Here is a 16989-nt window from a genome sequence, read left to right on the forward strand (position 1 = left end):
CATCGCGCCGGGCAGGTAAAGCATGGTATGGGCCAGGATGGCGCGTCGCGCCAATTTTGCGAGGGACGCCGCCTTCAAGCCGTCGACACGTCGCTATCTCGGCTCGCTGCCTGCTGCCGCCGTTGGCGCTGGCGCGGCGCGACTCCCCGGCTTGACCTCAGCAGCCTGCGCGAAATGGCCAATGACAAGACCCTGACCGAACCGCCGCTGAGCCCTGTCCGGTGGGTGGCTGGCCCGGGCTTCACATTCTGAACCTGAAAGGAAACATCATGCTACTCAGAAAGAAAAATGCCTCTGCGCAAAACCCGGGTCCGCAGCAGGGCGTGGGCGTGCCGCCAGCCGTGAAACCACCGACAAAGACCCAGCTGGCGGTCAAGCAGCGAGCGGCGCAGGGCCGAGCGCCGCTCGACCATTGGGACATGTTTGCCAACGTTATGGCCACGCGCAATGCGTTGCCGAAATCGCATCCGAGCCACCTGTCGCTACGTGCGGTTACAAAAGCCACCGCGACTGAAGTCCATCGGGCCACTGACGGCACACTGCCGATGCCCGACAAGGTCAAGGTGAGGGACGATGCCGGTCATGCTTCGACCGGTGGCGGCTACAGCGCCAAAAAGGACAGGACGAAGCCGATCACGCTGACGATGAAAAAAGGTTACGGAAAACGTGCGCTGGAAGAGATCACTCGTGACGAGAACACGGACAGCTTTCGCAAGCTCGTTCGCACTGTTGGTCATGAGATGACACACGTCGCGCAACGTAAAAGCCCGGCAGTCATGAAGGCCACGACCAGCCCGCAACGGGAAATGGAGGCCTACGGGTCGGAGATATTGAGTCATCCGCGGCTGCCTGCACTGCAGGGCCCACAGTTGCAGTCCACTGCCAAAAAATTCAGGAAGCAGGCGGCTGAAGTGACTGATCCAGGTGGCCATCTGTCTGCGGTTGAAGAAGACCGGCGCCGCCTTGTTGCGGCACAACTCGACACCGGCCGCGGCGTCGGCATGTAGATGGCGGGGAGAAACGGGGATTCAGGCCGTCTCAAACACAGCGCAACCGGCACGCTGGCCGTGCGGGCGGCTGCGCGGCCGTTGCGCTGCAGGGCACGAGCCCGGCATGCGGCAATTTTCGCAGTCCGGAGCCAGGTTACAGATACCGGTCGTGTCACCCGGGAAAAAATATGCACGTTTTCAGAGGGAGTAAACCATGGCATCCAAACGACAAACGCCAGCGCTGTCCAAGCCGGTCACAGCGCAGTCAGGCCCGAAGACGACGCGTACGGCATCGCCTTCCACCGCTGCTCCGCCGCGAGATCTCGTACATGCGACGATGACGGTCACAGCGCCAGGCGGAGGGCGCCTGACCGGCGGCAGTGATTCGCTTTCTGTGACGGGAAAAAACACCGCCTGGGCCAAAAAACCGGTCCCGGACGGAGGCGCCGGCGTGCCGAAATACCAGGCCCGCGTGGCCTATATGAAGGCCAACCACGCGGACCATCCGCTTGCACAAAAACTCATGGACCGGCATGTCCAGCAGACTCCGGCTGAGGACAAGCGCGGACTGTCCTGTGCAGAGGGCCACAGCCTTCTCGCTGCGCACCAGGAACTTAACCAGCGCGGCAACACCCATGCGGCGGCACACCTCGACGCGTTCACGGCCGGGCTGGTACCAGCCGTGCCGGCTTATGTGCCGGCAGCTGCACCGACCTTCGGCGCCAACACAAAAAATGCGCGCAAGAACCTGCTCATGAGCAAGTACCAGGCGGCCGAGGCGACACGCGTTGCGGAACATGGCACGCTCGTGCAGCAACGCCAGGCTACGCTCGACGGCCTTGCCAAAAGCATGACCGGCATGGACAGCTGGCACGAGTACGCGGCGAAGGAGTCGTCGTTCATGGCCTGGAACGACATCCAGCAGCACGGTGCGCTGTCCGATGTGCACCACCACGCCACCAGCGAGGTCAGCGCGGGTGACGCCATGGCGTATTGTGTGAAGTGCCGTGCCGAAGTCGCCGGCGGTCTGAAACACAAATGACCCCGATCCGGCAGACCGCTCGCCGGCGGCAGCAGGAAAACCCCGATCACAAAGAAATATATGCCGCGCATCTATGAATCCCCCACGATGGGTGACGCCGACATCCGTGTCGCGCTCGTCAGTGACCTCGGCCAGGCCGACCTTCTCGTGCACCGGGTTGGCAGCTGGGGCCTGGCCACCCGCCCGTGGCTTTGGTACATGGCCCCCAAGCAGGATGCGAACCTGTACGTTTACTTTTGCTCGCTTGGCATGGCACAGCTCGCGGTCTGCTATGTCGACACCTACGGCCAGGCTGGTTGGGTCAACAAACAGCAGCGGCACCCGGTAGCGCACTTGCTGCGCTGAGTTGTTATTTGGGTGGGGGCGGCAATGCGATGGTGCCCATATTGGGTGGCAGCCCGAGCTTGAGCGAGAGGTAGTTGCGTTGGGACAATGCCTCGTCCGCGCTGCCAAAACGCCCGACGGTGACCACTGACCATGAACCGCCCGCGGGCTCGCCCATCAGGACGACCGTGCTGGTGACACCTTGTGCCTGTATTGACGAAGCCAGCTGGCTGGCAGGCTGCGCCGTCGAAAACTGTGCCGCCTGCAGCGCGAAGCTGGGAGAAGCCGTGGCCACCGTCGGCAATATCAGGCTGGCCGCAGGCAGGGGTGACGATGCCGCGACGGCCGGCGCGCTTGCCGGGGCCGCAGCGACTGTAGAAGCGGCAGCGGCGGCTGGTGTGCTGCCAGGTGTTGCGGTTGGTGTGGAAGCCGCCCCTGTACCTGGAGTGGCACGGCCCGGGATTTTCGCTCCGATTTGTTGCGCTATTTTTGCCACACCTTCCTTGAATGAGGAAGGCGCAAGCAACCCGGCGGCGAAGACCACCATGCCGAATACCAGGGTTAACAGGACAAGGCCGTACTTCGCAAGCACGCTCGGACTCAGGCTTCACCGGCGCGGGTAGCGGTGGCGGCCTGGGCCCGGCTGGGGCTCAGGCTGTGTTTGCGCACCAGCCGTCCGAAAGCGCTGCGATCCTGTCCCGCGATCAGTGCCGCCTGAGTCAGGTTGCCGTTGGTTTGCATCAGCAAGCGGCTCACATACAGCCGCTCGAACTCCTTGACGGCCTGCTGCTTGGCTGTGCGAAAGACCGCCGGTTCGGCAGCGGGACGCTCGCCGCGGGGCTGTGACATTGCCTGGCTGATATCGACTTCGTTGCTGTCGCAGAGCAAGAAAGCTCGCTGGACAACATTCTCGAGCTCACGCACATTACCCGGCCACGTGTAGCTCTGGATAAATGCGATCGATGCCGGCGTCAGGCGAACCTGCGGCCTTCCATGATGGTGGCCGAGCCGCGTCAGGAAAATCCTGGCAAGTTCGATCCCGTCGTCGCCGCGCTCGCGCAGCGTTGGCAGATAGACCGATAACACGTTGATGCGATACAGCAAGTCCTTGCGAAAACGGCGTGCTTCGGCAAGCTCGTTGAGGTTGGCGTTGCTGGCCACGACGATACGAACGTCAGACTGTTTGGTCGAACTCCCGCCGACGCGGCGGTAACTGCCATCTTGCAGAAAACGCAGCAGCGCGGCTTGGGCCTTGAGGCTGAGCGCGTCGACCTCGTCAAGAAAAAGTGTGCCGCCGCCGGCTTCGCTGACAAGTCCGAGCGAGGCAACTTTTGCGTCAGTGAAAGCCCCACGCTCGTGACCGAAGAGCTCACTTTCAACCAGGGTTTCGGCCAGCGCCCCGCAATTGACCGGAACAAAAGCGCGGTCGGCCCTCTTRCTGCCGTAGTGAATGGCCCGTGCCACCATTTCCTTTCCGGTGCCTGTCTCTCCCTCGACGAGAACCGCCGCATCAACTCTGGCGACACGCTCGATCTGCGTGCGCACTTTCGCCAGGGATTCTGAGGATCCCAGCAACTGGAAGCCGAATCTTGCACTCATCAACATCCCCCGTTTTATTGCGGCTACTTCAGGGGCTTCTGCCTGCTTTCGCGAGGAAGCAAGAAGAAACCGAGTGCCTGGAAGCGCAAACATAAGAGAATTGCCACCCCCTCACATCCTCCAATTGCAGGAGCAATTAGTACCGAAAATTCTTGATTGACCTGGCTGCTGAACTGCACTGAAGGCTGACGCAACTATTCACTGAATTCCAGCTTCAAACTTCTGTAAGCAGAATGTGTGAATTGCATTCGAGGTGCGGGGATGCACCCAGGAATTTTTTGCCTATTTTCACGGTCAACCGGACAGCCTTTCGCCAATATGGCTGGAGCTTGCCAGTGCTGAAAAACCTTGTGTGGCGATGACTGCTCTTGTCTGATCGTCGATACCTATTCCGCCTTACAAACTCGCGAATGAGCACCGGGTTTTTTGGAAATACCCAAGGCCTGCGACCTTTCAAATCGCTCCGCTCACAACCCTCATCCCCCTGTCAGAACTGACAGGTAGGGCATACACGGATCGGCTCGCAAAACTCAACATTTCTTCACAGACCTTCGACGGGCCCTGATAAACGACAGTCTGCAAACCGACGGAATCGGTGCAATCGATGTGATCATTCCAATCGCTGTGGCATGCTTGTGCGCATGACAGTGCGCGGCAAACTCGACAATTGGGCCAGACGGATCAAGCGCGATGGATTGACGCTCTGGTTCGCCGGCAAGCACCCGGCAACGCCCTGGTATGCGAAGGCGCTTGGGCTCTTCGTCGTGGGCTATGCGCTGAGCCCCATCGACCTCATCCCCGATTTCATCCCGGTGCTTGGATATCTGGACGATGTCTTGTTGCTCCCCGGATTGATCTGGTTGACCATCAGGCTCCTGCCCCCAGAGGTGCTCACCGATTGCCGTAACCGGGCCGATGAGTGGGTGAAGACGCAGGGCTCAAAGCCGCGCAGCCGGGTTGCTGCGGTCGTGATCGTGCTGGTCTGGATCGGATTCGCCGCGGCCTTGTGGATCTGGCTTGTCCCGCCGCGGTTGTAGCCTCTGCGCAAACTACTCACCGCGGAACTCGGCCCAGCGCCACCGCTGCGATCGGCAACCGTCCCGCTTGCCGGTCAGCCCGCCTTCACATCCTTCAGCGTTTCAACCAGTGCCCGCAAGCCGGCGGTATAGGACCGCCAGCCGAGGCCCTGGATGGTCGCCTTTACCGCGGGCGAAATGATGGAGTGGCTGCGCCACGCTTCGCGCGCGGCGATGTTGCTCATATGAATCTCCAGCACCGGGAAGGGCATGGCCTTGATCGCGTCATGCAGCGGCACGCCGTGCTGGGTCAGGCCTGCAGGGTTCAGCAGGGCGCCCTGCGCGCTGTCGATGTTCTCGTGAAATTTATCGATCAGCGCACCTTCGTGGTTGGACTGGAATATTTCCAGTTCAACCCCAAGCTCGGCGGCCAGCGATTGAAGGCTGGCGTTGATTTCGGCCAGCGTGGTCGTGCCGTAAATATGCGGTTCACGGCGGCCGAAAAGGTTGAGGTTGGGCCCGTGCAGGACAAGAATTTTCATAATGACTGCTGGTTTACTTGCGGATGCGTGCAAGTTCGGAGGTGTAGAGCTTCGTGGTCACCGGGTCGTAAGCGTTCATGAACCGTTCAACGACTGGTTTGGCCACTTGCCGCATGCGGCCCTGCTCAGCCGGGCTCAGCTCGTTGTATTGCATGCCCCTGGCCTGCAGCTCGCCCACGGCTTTTTGCGCCGCGGCGCGGCTGACCTGGCGCTGGTAGTCGCGCGTTTCGGCGGCCGCATCGTTCATGATCTTTTTCTCGGCCGGTGAGAGCTTGTCCCAAAAGCGTTTGCTCACCAGCACGATATTGGCTGCATACACATGGTTGGTGGCGCTGACGTACTTCTGGATTTCGTAGAACTTGTTGGACTGGATCACGGCAAAAGGATTTTCCTGGCCGTCGACGGCTTTGGATTCCAGCGCGCCGTAGAGCTCGGCAAACGGCATGGGCACCGGGTTGGCCTTGAAGGCCTTGAAGGTCTCCAGGAACACCGGATTGGGAATCACACGGATTTTCAGGCCGTCCAGATCTTCCGGCCTGGTGATGGGGCGTTTGCTGTTGGTGACATTGCGAAAGCCCAGGTCCCAATAACCCAGTGCGATCAGTCCCTTCTCCGGAAGTTTTGCGATGAGCGCCTGGCCCAGCGGGCCGTCAAGAAGCGCGTCCGCCTGCGCAAAGTTTGCGACTGAAAAAGGAAAATCGACCAGGCCGAATTCCTTGACGATGCCCGCCAGAGAGGTGGTGGCCGGCGCCGACATTTCCTGCACGCCGCCTTGCAGGGCGGACTGTTGCTGCAGCTCATTGCCCAGCGTTGAAGCCGGAAATTCCTGCACCTTCATCTTGCCGCCGCTCTTGGCTGCCAGCAGTTCACTGAAACGCTTGACGCCAAAACTTACCGGGTGGTCGGCATTGTTGAGGTGGCCGAACTTGATGGTGCGCTCCTGGATGTCCTGGGCCAACGCCGGGGCGGATGAAAGCGCCAGCAGCGCGGCTGCCAGGGTCAGTGACCTGCGATTGAACTGCATCTGGATGTCCTTTTATTGCGGAGAAAGAGGGGGAGGGTAAAGGGGCGGGGCAAGGCTGTTCGGCCAGATCGCACCCCAGACCGGCGAATCATCCGATAAAGTGGAAAGTCTTTCCATAATGGAAAACCATTATTATTTGAAGTGCAACCAGTTTCCAAGCCATGGCTAAATGTCGGCAAACGGCAAACGGCAAACGGCAAACGGCAAACCGGCGAAACCAGAGAGTCAAACCGCATGAGCACCCTTCTCGAAAGAAGCTTCAACACCCTGGAGCAACTGRCCGCGCACCCCGAAGGCCAAACCGTGTCCATGATTGCAGCCCGCCTGGACATGCCGCTCAGCGCTACCCACCGCCTGCTGGCAGAGCTGTGCCGCTGCGGTTATGTGCGCCAGGTGCGTGAGCAGGGCGAATACGTTCTCACCATCAAACTGGTCTCGCTGGGCCTGGGGTTTTTGAGCGCCTCAGGCATCGTCGATGTCGCGCAGCCCCTGCTCGACCATCTGGCCGAAGAATCCGGCGAACTGGTGCGTCTGGCCGTTGTTGATGGCGACGACCTGACCTTCGTCGCCAAAGCGCAGGGTGCACGCCGTGGCCTGCGCTACGACCCCGACATGGGCCTGTCGGTTCGCCTGTCTTGCAGCGCCGCCGGGCATGCCTGGCTTTCCACCATGAGCGATGAAGAGGCATTGCGCCTGGTGGCCCAACAAGGCTTCGGCCCACCCAAAGACTTCGGGCCCAAGGCCCCCACGACCGTGAAGGCGCTGCTCGGTTTTGTGCACGCGGCACGCAAGCGCGGCTTCAGCACCATCAGCGAAGTGTTCGCGCCCTCCATGTCCGCCATGGCCGCGCCCGTGCTGTCGCCCTCGGGCGCGATCGGTGTGGTCACGATTGCGGGGCCGCTGGTGCGGTTGACAGAAGCCAGGATGGAAGAGTTGTCCGAGGCGTTGCGGGCAACTGCCGATGAGATCCGGGCAGCCAGCGGGGCTTCGGCGCTGTTCAAGAAGCGGGCGTAGGCTTTCCGCGCCCCCGCTGAGGGCAGCTGATCGCACAGGCCTCTCGATACAGTGCAATACAAAGCAAAAGCGGCAATCGACAAATCGGCAAGGCCGCCGCTCGCATGTAGCGCTTCCGTTATAGCCCTGGTCGTGTACTCCAGCAGTACACGTCGCAAACAGGCCGCACCGATGTCACCATCTGTATCCATGTTGGCGCCCAAAAATTTGCATTTTTGAAGATGCTCCCTCTGTATGCCGTCACGCTGAAAATTCTGACAAACGTCACAAAATGTGGAAAGCGAAAAGATACCCGGCAGGGCAGTAGCAACCGCCTTGTCAAAGGTATTACTGCAGCGTATCTTGCGATCAAACAAGCACAGCAGGGGGACACGCTTGAAAAAGTTGAAGTTGCTGACTTTTCACGCCAGGTCGATTCGCTCCCACCTGTTCTGGACCTACGCCGCGCTGGGCACGGTGCTTGTTGTGGCGCTCATGGTGCTGGCCGAGCTGGCCGCAAGCCGCATCGTGCTGGACGGCGCGCAGCGCGAGCTGGAGCAACTGGGCCGCCGCACGCAGGAGCAGCTGCTGCGCTTTCAGGAACCGGCCCGCGCCTGGCTGGAAGCCACTACCAATGACCCGCACGCCGGCCTCGAAGGCGAGAACGACATTTCAGTGCAGCGCATGCAGATGTCGATGCAAAACCGCTATCCCCAGATCGCCTCGCTGGTGTTCGGTTATCCGGACGGCAGTTACCTGCAGAGCATGGTGCTGCGCACCGAACGCGACCGGGCCTGGGCTAAATCGCTGCCGGAAGCCCGCTACGCGGAGCAGATCATCCGGGTCGACGAACACGAAAAGCGGGTGGAGGAATGGGTTTTTTACGACCAGCAAATGACCGCCATCGCCAGCGAACGGCGTCCCTGGGGCAACCGCTATGACCCCCGCAGCAGGCCCTGGTACGAGGGGGTGAGCGAGTTGAACCTGGGCACCTTCCAGGCCACCGATCCTTTTATGCTGCAGCTTCCGGCGGAGTTCGGCATGGCGTTGTCGCGGCCGCTCAGCGGGCCGAAGGGCGGCGTCGCGGCAGTAACGTTCACGGTCGCGGGCCTCTCGGATTTTCTGCGTGCGCGCAGTCAGGAGAGCCATGCCGAGCTGATCCTCTTTGATGAGCAGGGCCGCGTCTGGGGCTGGTCCGATGCAGACCGCCTTCGCCGTCTGCTGGCGTCCGGGCGGCCCGTGAGCCTTGCCGCGCTGAATGACCCCTTGTATGCCGCGTTGCCGCCGCTGATGACACAGGCCTCTCTGAAAGATACGCCGATTCATTCGATCGATGGCGCCGACGGCCAGCGTTTTGCCGCGGTGGTGATGCCGATCGAAGGCGTGTTCAGCCGCAAGGCCTATGTGGCCCTGGTGTCTGACCAGAACCTGCTGCTGGCGCAGGTGCGGCGTATGCGGTGGATGCTGCTGGGGGTGGGCGTGGCCGGGCTGGTACTGCTGATGCCCATGCTGTTCTGGATGGCCAACCGGCTGGCCAGGCCCCTGAAGAACCTGGTGCGCTCGGCCAGGCACATCCGGCAATTTGAATTCGACAGCGACATTCCCCAGGACAGCGACATCGCCGAGGTGCGCCGGCTGCAGGAATCGCTGGCGCTGGCACGCATCGCGTTGCAGGGCTTTTCGCGTTACGTGCCGCGGCCGCTGGTGCAGCATTTCATTGCCAACCGCCTGACGCCGCAGGCCGGCGTCGAGCAACGCGAGCTGGCGGTGCTGTGCGCCGCGCTGGACGACGACCACGCCACGGCCATGACCTGGTCGCCGAATGCCGACCACTACCTGCAGATCCTGGCGGTGGAAGTGGCGCAGGGCAAGGGCATGATGGACCGCTACGAAAGCTGCACCGCCGTCGCGCTGTGGAACACGCCGCTCAATGTGTCTAACCCGGCCGGTTATGCCTGCGAGGCGGCCCTGCGCGCGGTGGACTCCATGCAGGCGCTGGCCGAAGGCCTGGACGTGCCGGTCAAGCCACCGCGCTTTGGCCTGGATTTTGGCAATGCCACAGTCGGCAACTTCGGCACCTGGGATCACCTGACTTTCACCGCAGTGGGCGCACCGCTGGACCGGGCCCGGGCGCTGGCGCGGCAGGCCAATGCGCTGGGCGTGAACATCGCCGCCAGCCGCGCGGTGGCGCTTGCGGCCGCGCGGTTTTTCCGTTTCAGGCTGGTGGCCACAGTACCGCTAGGCCCGAAGGATGAGCTGTGCGAGGTGTATGAGCTCCTGGAAAGAATAGACCACGAACACCCTGCGAAACACGAGGGCGTGAGCCTGCCGGCCGTGTGAGCTGCAGGTTTGCACCGTCGGGTCCGCGTGGCTGTTCTTCATGTGAAAGAGGGGTCTTTATGGCCGGCAGATCAATGTTGACGCGCAGGCACTGGCTGCGCCAGGGTGCCGGCCTGGCCGGCGCAGCGACGGTGGGGCTGGCGCAGCTTGCCCGCGCGCAGGCAGGCAAGCCGCTCACGATGTCCTATGGCTGGGTTCCGTGGGCGGCGGGCAACTCGCCGATCACGCAGCACATGATCAACAAAAAGCTGATCGAAAAACACGCGGCGCAATTTGGCTACKACCTCACCATGGACTACCGCGCCTACCCCGCGGCAGCGCCGCAGGTCGAGGCCCTGGCCGCCGGCCAGCTCGACATGGCCATGTGGGGCAACACGCCGACGCTGCGCGCCATCGTGGCAAAGCTTCCTTTCAGCCTGGTGTCGGTGGCGGAAGGGCGGCTGCGCTTTTTGCTGTGCACGCGCAAGGACTCGCCCATCCGCAACGTGCAGGACCTCAAGGGAAAGACGGTCGGCACACTGGTAGGCGCTGACCCGTACAACGCGTTCACGCAAATCCTGCGCTATGAGCTGGGCAACCCCGACCCGGCCGCCCATGGCATCCGCATGGTGCACCTGCCCACCTTGCCCGAAGCGGCGCAGGTGCCCAGCGGCGTGGACGCCACATTGGCCGTGTACCCGGCCTTCCTGAAAGCGCAGGCCACGGGCACGGTGGCTGTGATGAACTCCTACGGCTACACCGAAGGGCATTACGACGGGCCAGCCGGCAAGGGCGCCGGCATCCTGCTGCCCTCGGTGAAGAATTCGCCTTTCTATCCAGACGGCTATTACCTGCATCGTTCCTTCCGCATCGTGCATAGCAACATCGTGGAAAAACACCCCAGCCTCGTGCTGGCCTTTCTGCTGGCGCAGCAGGAGGCCGTGAGCGTTCTCAGCGAAGCCGACCCGGAAGCCGTCTCGCAGCTGGTCAAGTCCTACTGGGGCCTGTCGCCGGCGGATGGCGCCAAGGTGGTTCGTGACGAAGTCGTGTTCCGCCGCGGCTGGGCCTGGTCCACCGAAGGCGACGCGCTGGCTTTGTTCGCCACCTCCAAAATGATTGCGGGCGCAAAAATCATTCCGCAACCCCTGAGCTGGGCGCAGGTGAAAAGTGTGTTCGTGCAAACTGCACCGCTCGCCAAACAGGCTTACGAGCGGCTGGGTGCCAAACCCGCCATCACGGAATTCCAGAGCGCGAAGGTCGGCGACCTTCGCGGCCTGCCCTCATGGGAAATGCAGCGCTGGAAGGACCGGACCTAGCGAACCCGGAGCTTGCCAACCCGGGGGCGTTGATTTTTGTTTCAGGCGGAAATCCGCGGCCCGGCGCCGTGCCTTTCGCGGGCAACCCCCAACCAAAAGGAGAGCCGATGACCGGCAGATCAATGTTGACGCGCAGGCACTGGTTGCGCCAAAGCGCCGGCCTGGCCGGCAGCGCACTGGGGGCCGCGGGCATTGTTCGCGCCCAGGCGGGCAAGCCATTCACGCTGTCATTTGGCTGGGTGCCGTGGGCGGCTGGCAATTCGCCGACAACGCAATACATGATCGGCAAAAAGCTGTTTGAAAAATATGCCGCGGAGTTCGGCTACGACCTCACGGTGGACTACCGCATCTACCAGACGGGCGCTCCGCAGGTAGACGCACTCACCGCCGGCCAGCTCGACATGGCGCTGTGGGGCAACACAGCAACGCTGGGCGGCATCCTGGCCAGGCTTCCGTTCAGCCTGGCGTCGGTGGCGGAAGGGCGGTTGCGCTTTGTGCTGTGCACGCGCAAGGACTCGCCCATCCGCAATGTGCAAGACCTCAAGGGCAAGACAGTTGGTACCGTGCTGGGCGGCGACCCCTACAACGCGCTGACGCAAATCCTGCGCTATGAGCTGGGCAACCCCGACCCTGCCGCCCACGGCATTCGCATGGTGCACTTGCCGACCTTGCCCGAAGCGGCGCAGGTGCCCAGCGGGGTGGACGCCACGCTGGCGGTGTACCCGGCCTTTCTGAAGGCGCAGGCCACCGGAACGGGCACGGTGGCCATCATGAACTCCCACGGCTACACAGAAGCCCATTACGAGGGGCCGGCCGGCATGGGCGCCGGCATCTTGTTGCCCTCGGTGAAGAATTCGCCTTTCTATCCGGACGGCTACTACCTGCACCGGTCCTTCCGCATCGTGCATAACAGCCTTGTGGAAAAGCACCCGAACCTTGTGCAGGCTTTCCTGCTGGCGCAACAGGAAGCTGTGCATGCACTCAGTGAGGCCGACCCGGAGGCGGTGTCGCAGCTGGTCAAGTCCTACTGGGGCCTGTCTCCGGCGGATGGCGCCAGGGTGGTTCGCGATGACGTGGTGTTTCGCCGGGGCTGGGTGTGGTCGACCGAAGGCGACGCGTTGTCGCTGTTTGCCACAGGAAAAATGATTGCAGGCGCAAAAATCATCCCGCAACCCCTGAGCTGGGCGCAGGTGAAAAGTGTGTTCGTGCAAACCGCACCGATCGCCAAACAGGCCTACGAGCGGCTGGGCGCCAAACCCGCCATCACGGAATTCCAGAGCGCGAAGGTCGGCGACCTCCGAGGTTTGCCCTCATGGGAAATGCAGCGCTGGAAGGACCGGATCTAGAGGTCGTTAGCCGACGAATGCTATTAAAAACATAGCTGCTCGCGCATGACTCTATTGGGATACAGCCACTTTTTATGCTTGAAAATGGTCTTTTTCAAGCGGTTTTAGCGTGTGGAGGCAGGCGCTGGGCCGCGGAAAAAGGCCTCCGGAGCCCGCTTTTGATGCATAAAAAAGGCCTGTAACCCAATAGAGTCATGCGCGAGCAGCTATTTAATTGATAGCAAAACGCTGACGTCACGCTCAGATGCAGGCCAGTTCCACCCATTGATGCAGCGTGTCCGGCTGCCRTATCACCTGCACCAGGCTGGCAGCCGGCCCGTTTTTGCTGATGGCCAGCACCACGGTGTGCACGGCAGGGTCATTCAGTGCCGCGCGCAGCAGGGGCATGCCGGCGCTCTCGGGTGCCTCCGCGTCACGCGGCGCTGCGCACAAGGCTTCCATCAGCCGGGTTGCCAGCGCCACGGTCAATGCTGCAGGCCGTTCCATGTTCAACCGTTGCGGAACAGGAAGCTGTAGGCATTGAGCGCCGGCACGCCGCCCAGGTGCGCATACAGCACGCGTGAGCCGGCCGGAAACTCCCCGCGCCGCACCATGTCGATCATGCCCTGCATCGACTTGCCTTCGTACACCGGGTCGGTCAGCATGCCCTCCTGGCGGGCGCACAGCCGTATCGCCTCCAGCGTGCCTTCGGATGGCAGGCCATACTCAGGGCCGCCGTAGCGGGTGTCGAGCACGACGTCTTTTTCGGTGATGGGGCGGCCCAGCTCCACCAGCTTGGCGGTGTTCTGCGCAATGCGCAAAATCTGCGCGTGGGTTTGTGCGGGCTTGGCCGACGCATCGATGCCGATCACGCGGTCGGCGCGGCCGTCTGCCGCAAAGCCCACCACCATGCCGGCCTGCGTGCTGCCGGTGACGGAGCACACCACGATGTAATCAAACTTGAAGCCCAGCTCGGCCTCTTGCGCGCGCACTTCTTCGGCGAAGCCGACAAAACCCAGGCCGCCATACGGGTGCTCTGAACAGCCCGCCGGAATCGGGAAGGGCTTGCCGCCCTTCTTGCGCACGTCTTCCATCGCCTGCTCCCAGCTCGGGCGGATGCCGATGTCAAAACCGGCCGCGTCCAGGCGCACGTCGGCGCCCATGATGCGCGACATCTCGATATTGCCCACGCGGTCATACACCGCGTCGGAGTAGTTGACCCAGTTCTCCTGCACCAGCACGCACTTCATGCCCAGGTGCGCCGCCACCGCCGCGACCTGGCGCGTCTGGTTGGACTGGATGCCACCGATCGACACCAGCGTGTCGCAGCCCTGCTCTAGCGCCTCGGGGATCAGGTATTCCATCTTGCGCGTCTTGTTGCCGCCGAACGCCAGGCCGCTGTTGCAGTCTTCGCGCTTGGCAAACAGCTCGACCTTGCCGCCCAGGTGGGCGCTCAGGCGCTTGAGCGGCTGTATCGGGCTGGGCCCGAAGGTCAGGGAGTGTTTTGCAAATTTCTGAAGCTGGAGCGGATACTGAAGCGGGGTAGACATGGCAGTGTTTCTCGGTTGAAGCCCTTGTGCGTAGACTGAAATGGCCGCAAAGAAGGAGGGCATGTGGGTAAAGGTTTGGGTGCAGTCCTGAATCAAATCGTATCGCCCGGGCCGTGGAATGAATTGCATACTTCAGCGAATAAATCGACTCAGGAATCTTTGAATCGAATAAATGCACAATTTATTTTGCTGAATTGCCATTCAATGCAAGATTTGTACAATCTCCCAATGGAAAAAGAACTTGACCGGGTAGACCGCAAGCTCCTGAAGCTGCTGCAGCAGGACGCCTCATTGCCCAACATGCAGCTGGCCGAAAAAACCAACCTCAGCGCACCGGCCTGCTCCAGGCGGGTGGCCAGGCTCAAGGAGCTGGGGCTGATCCGCAAGACCGTGGTGCTGGTCAACCCGCGTGCGCTGGGCTACAACGGCCTGGTCATCATCGGTGTCGTGCTCGACCGCTCCACCACCGACTCATTCGCCGCGTTTGAAAAAGCCGCCGCCGGCCTCACGGGTTGCCTTGAGGTGCAACTGGTGACCGGCGAGTTTGATTATTTTGTGAAGCTGCGCATCAAAAGCATCGACTCGTTCAACGAGATGCACAGCGCCCAGCTTGTAGCCCTGCCAGGCGTGCGGCAGGTGCGCACCTTTGTGTGCCTCAAGGAAGTGTTCGAGACGACCGTGATTCCGGTCTGAGGTGGCGGGCTGGGCCCGGGATCAATTGCGCAGTCACTCCTTGCGCTCTTCGTAAGCCGCGTCGGCCGAATACACCGGGCGAATCCGCGTCTTTTTCACAACGCCGCCCGGTGTGAACAGAATCACCAGCTCCGGGTTGGCCGCAGTGGGTTGCGGCGTTTTTTTCCGGTAGACCCACACCTCGAATCCGCTGTCGAACTTCACCGACGTGGCGGCGTCGCCCAGTGCTGCCACCACATCGGCCTTGGTGGACTGCCCGGCCACGATGGCGCCCTGCGCGCTTTCCATCGTCATCGCCGGGTCGCGAAAAGGCGGCGGCGCCTCTTGCGAGCCGAACAATCCCCCCGGGCCCGCGCAGCCGGCCAGCCACAGGCAGGCAAGCAGCATCGCACCGGCATGCCGCAACGTTTGACGGGGCAGGGTTTTCATCACGGCCCATCCATGTACTCAAACTCCACCAGCGTGTCGTCCGGCCAGCTCCGGTCGCCCAGCGGCAGCACGTAAGTGCGGTCTACCAGCACCTCGCAGTCGCAATACGGCAGGTCGCTGTTCAGGTTGGGGTCGTCGCTGGCGGCGGCATACAGCTTGTCGATGGAAAGAATCTCCCGCCGCGCGCCGTTCACCATGGCCACGCTGAACAAGGGCCGGTCTGCAAAGAAAAGATAAAGCGGCGCCTTCCTGTCGCAATAGGCGGGTGTGTCCAGAATCACCCGCGCCAGCCGGCCGATCACGTTGGTGGTGTTCGACACCAGGCCCGCCTCCATGCCCACCTGGCACTCCAGCCGCAAGTCTCCCAGCCGCCGCGTGTTGGGCGGCAGGCCCGGCGTGCGTATCTCCGTGCGCCACGTCATGGTCTGCGCCTTCCGGTTCGGAATCACCTGTGCGTTCTCGTCAAACGCCTTGGGGTCACGCTCCAGCGTAAAGGTATGGTCCGGCGCCACCGCCACATCAAACGCCACGGTCGTCCCGATGACCTCCATCTCGATACGGTCCATCTCCGTTTCGCGCTTGCGCGGCAAGAGTTTGAAGCGAAGCGACGCGTTGGGCGCCATGGCGGCGCGCTGCTTCTCGAAAAGGTCCATGCCGCGGATCATCTTGCGGTAGGACTTTTCGACGGGGTCGCGGTTTGCCTTGGCGGCGATGGTGACTTGCGGCAGCGTGCCTGCGGCTTTGTCCTGCGCAACGGTGCCCAGGCAGGCAGCGGCCAGGGCTGACGCCAGGATCAGCCGTGTGGCGAGGCGAAAAGAGCGGGTTGACATGGCACCGTCAGTACGGAACGGATTCACAGGTAAAACCGATCCTAGTGCGCGCGAACACGCAGCTGTGTAGGACTTGTTCCAGCCGTGCGGCGGGCYACCGTTCCGCTCGCCGGTGGGCTTGCGCAAGGGGGTTCGGGGTTGAACAGAGGCGCTATTAAATCAGGAGCTGCTTGCGCCCGTCCTGATTGGGTTTCAGGCACTTTTTATGCCTGAAACAGGCGTTTTTAAGGTGTTTTCCACACCCACCGCCGGCGTGATGAGGCGCGCCGGCGCTCACACCAGCGCCGGCAGGCTGTCCAGCACTTTGTCCAGTGTGATCGGGTAGTGGCGCACCCGCGCGCCGGTGGCGTTGTAGACCGCATTGGCCACCGCCGCGCCAACGCCGCAGATACCGAGTTCACCCACGCCCTTGGCCTTCATCGGCGATGAGGTCGGGTCGGTCTCTTCCAGGAAGATCACGTCCTGGTGCGGAATGTCGGCATGCACCGGCACCTCGTAGCCCGCCAGGTCGTGGTTCACGAAAAAGCCGTGACGCTTGTCGACGGCGAGTTCTTCCATCAACGCCGCGCCCACGCCCATGGTCATCGCGCCTATCACCTGGCTGCGCGCGCTCTTGGGGTTGAGGATGCGGCCCGCGGCGCAGACGGCCAGCATGCGCCGCACGCGAATCTCGCCGGTGTAGATGTCAACGCCCACTTCCACAAAGTGCGCGCCGAAGGTCGACTGCTGGACTTTCCTGGAAAGGTCGCCGAACTCTATGGTGTCTTCGGCGACGAGGCCCGCAGCGCCGGCAGCTTCAGCCAGTGGAACGGTGCGGCCACCCGCGCTGACCATGCCGTCGGCAAACGTGATGTCGCCCTGGGACATTCCCAGCTTGTTGGCGACGGCTTCGCGCAGCTTCATGCAGGCGGCGTACACGCCCGACGTGGAGCTGTTGGCGCCCCATTGCCCGCCCGAGCCGGCCGACACGGGAAAGGCGGAGTCGCCCAGCCGCACAA

At 62.3% G+C, this 16989-nt stretch carries 18 protein-coding genes; 9 read left to right on the forward strand and 9 right to left on the reverse strand.

Translation table 11 applies throughout. The features are described from left to right. Positions 1 to 221 precede the first annotated feature (221 nt). From AC1D1P_RS00125 to AC1D1P_RS00135, 3 genes are all read left to right on the forward strand, one after another. On the forward strand, positions 222 to 1007 hold the full coding sequence (locus AC1D1P_RS00125) for a hypothetical protein (protein ID WP_477669968.1): 786 nt from the start codon (positions 222 to 224) through the stop codon (positions 1005 to 1007). 196 nt (positions 1008 to 1203) lie between these two features. Continuing rightward, positions 1204 to 2031, forward strand: a complete 828-nt coding sequence (locus tag AC1D1P_RS00130) for a hypothetical protein (protein ID WP_477669967.1) — start codon at positions 1204 to 1206, stop codon at positions 2029 to 2031. Positions 2032 to 2091: 60 nt separating this feature from the next. Beyond that, entirely contained in the window at positions 2092 to 2376 is a 285-nt protein-coding gene (locus tag AC1D1P_RS00135) for a 7(1) septoil knot domain-containing protein (RefSeq protein WP_477669966.1), read from the forward strand. Between the two features lie 4 nt (positions 2377 to 2380). Here the strand turns inward: AC1D1P_RS00135 and AC1D1P_RS00140 are convergent, their stop codons facing one another. Beyond that, entirely contained in the window at positions 2381 to 2947 is a 567-nt protein-coding gene (locus AC1D1P_RS00140; RefSeq protein WP_477669965.1) for an SPOR domain-containing protein, read from the reverse strand. 8 nt (positions 2948 to 2955) lie between these two features. Then, the gene (locus AC1D1P_RS00145) at positions 2956 to 3954 is read right to left on the reverse strand and encodes a sigma-54 interaction domain-containing protein (protein WP_477669964.1); all 999 of its coding nucleotides are present in this window, start codon (positions 3952 to 3954) and stop codon (positions 2956 to 2958) included. Between the two features lie 641 nt (positions 3955 to 4595). Between AC1D1P_RS00145 and AC1D1P_RS00150 the strand changes: the two genes are divergently transcribed. Next, positions 4596 to 4991, forward strand: coding sequence for a YkvA family protein (locus AC1D1P_RS00150; protein WP_477670212.1), 396 nt, complete (start codon positions 4596 to 4598; stop codon positions 4989 to 4991). Positions 4992 to 5065: 74 nt separating this feature from the next. Here AC1D1P_RS00150 and AC1D1P_RS00155 read toward each other — a convergent pair whose 3' ends face one another. After that, positions 5066 to 5512 (reverse strand): type II 3-dehydroquinate dehydratase, encoded by a 447-nt coding sequence (locus tag AC1D1P_RS00155; protein WP_477669963.1) that lies wholly within the window; start codon positions 5510 to 5512, stop codon positions 5066 to 5068. Positions 5513 to 5525: 13 nt separating this feature from the next. Then, positions 5526 to 6536: a TRAP transporter substrate-binding protein gene (locus AC1D1P_RS00160; RefSeq protein ID WP_477669962.1), complete on the reverse strand. Its 1011-nt coding sequence runs from the start codon at positions 6534 to 6536 to the stop codon at positions 5526 to 5528. Between the two features lie 234 nt (positions 6537 to 6770). On the opposite strand from AC1D1P_RS00160, the gene AC1D1P_RS00165 reads away from it, so the two are divergent. The 4 genes from AC1D1P_RS00165 to AC1D1P_RS00180 all read left to right on the forward strand — a co-directional run bounded on the left by AC1D1P_RS00165 (position 6771) and on the right by AC1D1P_RS00180 (position 12510). Next, the gene (locus tag AC1D1P_RS00165; protein ID WP_477671749.1) at positions 6771 to 7550 is read left to right on the forward strand and encodes an IclR family transcriptional regulator; all 780 of its coding nucleotides are present in this window, start codon (positions 6771 to 6773) and stop codon (positions 7548 to 7550) included. A 375-nt stretch (positions 7551 to 7925) separates the two neighbouring features. Further along, entirely contained in the window at positions 7926 to 9869 is a 1944-nt protein-coding gene (locus tag AC1D1P_RS00170; RefSeq protein ID WP_477669960.1) for a hypothetical protein, read from the forward strand. 59 nt (positions 9870 to 9928) lie between these two features. Next, complete coding sequence (locus tag AC1D1P_RS00175; protein WP_477671750.1) at positions 9929 to 11164, forward strand: ABC transporter substrate-binding protein; 1236 nt, start codon at positions 9929 to 9931, stop codon at positions 11162 to 11164. Between the two features lie 107 nt (positions 11165 to 11271). Then, entirely contained in the window at positions 11272 to 12510 is a 1239-nt protein-coding gene (locus AC1D1P_RS00180) for an ABC transporter substrate-binding protein (protein ID WP_477671751.1), read from the forward strand. Positions 12511 to 12750: 240 nt separating this feature from the next. On the opposite strand, the gene AC1D1P_RS00185 is transcribed toward AC1D1P_RS00180, so the two are convergent. Both AC1D1P_RS00185 and AC1D1P_RS00190 read right to left on the reverse strand, forming a co-directional pair. Further along, positions 12751 to 12996 (reverse strand): hypothetical protein, encoded by a 246-nt coding sequence (locus tag AC1D1P_RS00185; RefSeq protein WP_477671752.1) that lies wholly within the window; start codon positions 12994 to 12996, stop codon positions 12751 to 12753. Positions 12997 to 12998: 2 nt separating this feature from the next. Beyond that, a complete protein-coding gene (locus tag AC1D1P_RS00190) occupies positions 12999 to 14039 on the reverse strand; it encodes a 1-aminocyclopropane-1-carboxylate deaminase (RefSeq protein WP_477669956.1) in 1041 nt (346 codons plus the stop codon). Positions 14040 to 14267: 228 nt separating this feature from the next. Here AC1D1P_RS00190 and AC1D1P_RS00195 point away from each other — a divergent pair, with 228 nt between their 5' ends. Beyond that, entirely contained in the window at positions 14268 to 14732 is a 465-nt protein-coding gene (locus AC1D1P_RS00195; RefSeq protein ID WP_477647589.1) for an Lrp/AsnC family transcriptional regulator, read from the forward strand. Between the two features lie 33 nt (positions 14733 to 14765). On the opposite strand, the gene AC1D1P_RS00200 is transcribed toward AC1D1P_RS00195, so the two are convergent. The 3 genes from AC1D1P_RS00200 to AC1D1P_RS00210 form a co-directional block, all read right to left on the reverse strand. After that, positions 14766 to 15161, reverse strand: a complete 396-nt coding sequence (locus AC1D1P_RS00200) for a hypothetical protein (protein WP_477671753.1) — start codon at positions 15159 to 15161, stop codon at positions 14766 to 14768. Then, on the reverse strand, positions 15161 to 15991 hold the full coding sequence (locus tag AC1D1P_RS00205; protein ID WP_477671754.1) for a hypothetical protein: 831 nt from the start codon (positions 15989 to 15991) through the stop codon (positions 15161 to 15163). Before AC1D1P_RS00205 ends, AC1D1P_RS00200 begins: the two co-directional genes overlap by 1 nt. 273 nt (positions 15992 to 16264) lie before the next feature. Next, positions 16265 to 16989, reverse strand: a 725-nt coding sequence (locus tag AC1D1P_RS00210; RefSeq protein ID WP_477671755.1) for a molybdopterin cofactor-binding domain-containing protein, incomplete at its 5' end; no start/stop codon positions are given.

Source organism: Polaromonas sp. P1_E1_2 (assembly GCF_056406035.1).

Excerpts from the sequence above, each read along its gene's own strand:
- AC1D1P_RS00200 (WP_477671753.1), bottom strand. The coding sequence starts at position 15,161 with ATGAAAACCCTGCCCCGTCAAACGTTGCGGCATGCCGGTGCGATGCTG.
- AC1D1P_RS00130 (WP_477669967.1), top strand. The coding sequence starts at position 1,204 with ATGGCATCCAAACGACAAACGCCAGCGCTGTCCAAGCCGGTCACAGCG.
- AC1D1P_RS00195 (WP_477647589.1), top strand. The coding sequence starts at position 14,268 with ATGGAAAAAGAACTTGACCGGGTAGACCGCAAGCTCCTGAAGCTGCTG.
- AC1D1P_RS00160 (WP_477669962.1), bottom strand. The coding sequence starts at position 6,536 with ATGCAGTTCAATCGCAGGTCACTGACCCTGGCAGCCGCGCTGCTGGCG.
- AC1D1P_RS00205 (WP_477671754.1), bottom strand. The coding sequence starts at position 15,991 with ATGTCAACCCGCTCTTTTCGCCTCGCCACACGGCTGATCCTGGCGTCA.
- AC1D1P_RS00190 (WP_477669956.1), bottom strand. The coding sequence starts at position 14,039 with ATGTCTACCCCGCTTCAGTATCCGCTCCAGCTTCAGAAATTTGCAAAA.
- AC1D1P_RS00180 (WP_477671751.1), top strand. The coding sequence starts at position 11,272 with ATGACCGGCAGATCAATGTTGACGCGCAGGCACTGGTTGCGCCAAAGC.
- AC1D1P_RS00155 (WP_477669963.1), bottom strand. The coding sequence starts at position 5,512 with ATGAAAATTCTTGTCCTGCACGGGCCCAACCTCAACCTTTTCGGCCGC.
- AC1D1P_RS00150 (WP_477670212.1), top strand. The coding sequence starts at position 4,596 with ATGACAGTGCGCGGCAAACTCGACAATTGGGCCAGACGGATCAAGCGC.
- AC1D1P_RS00135 (WP_477669966.1), top strand. The coding sequence starts at position 2,092 with ATGCCGCGCATCTATGAATCCCCCACGATGGGTGACGCCGACATCCGT.